Raw genomic sequence first — 824 nt, forward strand, 5'->3', positions numbered from 1 at the left:
TTGCTGGCGCCGTCCTGGTTGACCGCGCTACCCCGGATCACCGCCAACACCCGATGACCGTTACGCCGGGCATCCGACAACCGCTCCAACACCAGCATCCCCAACCCCTCGGAGAAACCGGTCCCATCCGCGGCCGCCGCAAACGCCTTACACCGCCCATCCGGTGACAAGGCCCGCTGCCGCGCGAACGCGATCAACAACGACGGATCCGACATCACCGTCACACCACCGGCCAACGCCAGGCCGGCCTCCCCCTGCCGCAACGCCTGACACGCCAGATGCAACGCCACCAGCGACGACGAACACGCCGTATCGACGGAAACGGCCGGCCCCTGGAATCCGAGGGTGTAAGCGATCCGCCCGGACAACACACTATTGGACACACCCAAATAGGCATGCCCCTCGGTCTCGGCGGAAACGGCAGGCGAACCCACCCGCGGCCCATAATGCTGATGAATCACCCCCGCGAAAACCCCCACCTCGCTCCCACGCAGCGACATCGGATCGATCCCGGCGTCCTCCAACGCCTCCCAGGAGGCCTCCAACATCAACCGCTGCTGCGGATCCATCGCCGCCGCCTCACGCGGACCGATCCCGAAAAACCCCGCATCGAAATCACCGATACCGTCGAGAAACCCACCCTCCCGGGCATAAACGGTATTCGGCACACCCGGATCCGGATCGAACAACCGCTCCAGATCCCACCCCCGATCCGACGGATACTCCCCCACCGCATCCACACCATCGGCGACCACCCGCCACAAATCCTCCGCAGACCGCACACCACCCGGATAACGGCAGGCCATCCCGACAATCGCAATCGG

At 65.3% G+C, this 824-nt stretch carries 1 protein-coding gene; it reads right to left on the reverse strand.

Annotated elements, in window-relative coordinates; translation table 11 throughout:
- On the reverse strand, positions 1–824 hold an 824-nt coding region (locus tag ON32_RS23405), incomplete at both ends, for a beta-ketoacyl synthase N-terminal-like domain-containing protein (protein WP_040793180.1).

This window comes from Nocardia paucivorans NBRC 100373 (genome assembly GCF_000308675.1).
In the GTDB taxonomy this organism is placed as follows: domain Bacteria; phylum Actinomycetota; class Actinomycetes; order Mycobacteriales; family Mycobacteriaceae; genus Nocardia; species Nocardia paucivorans.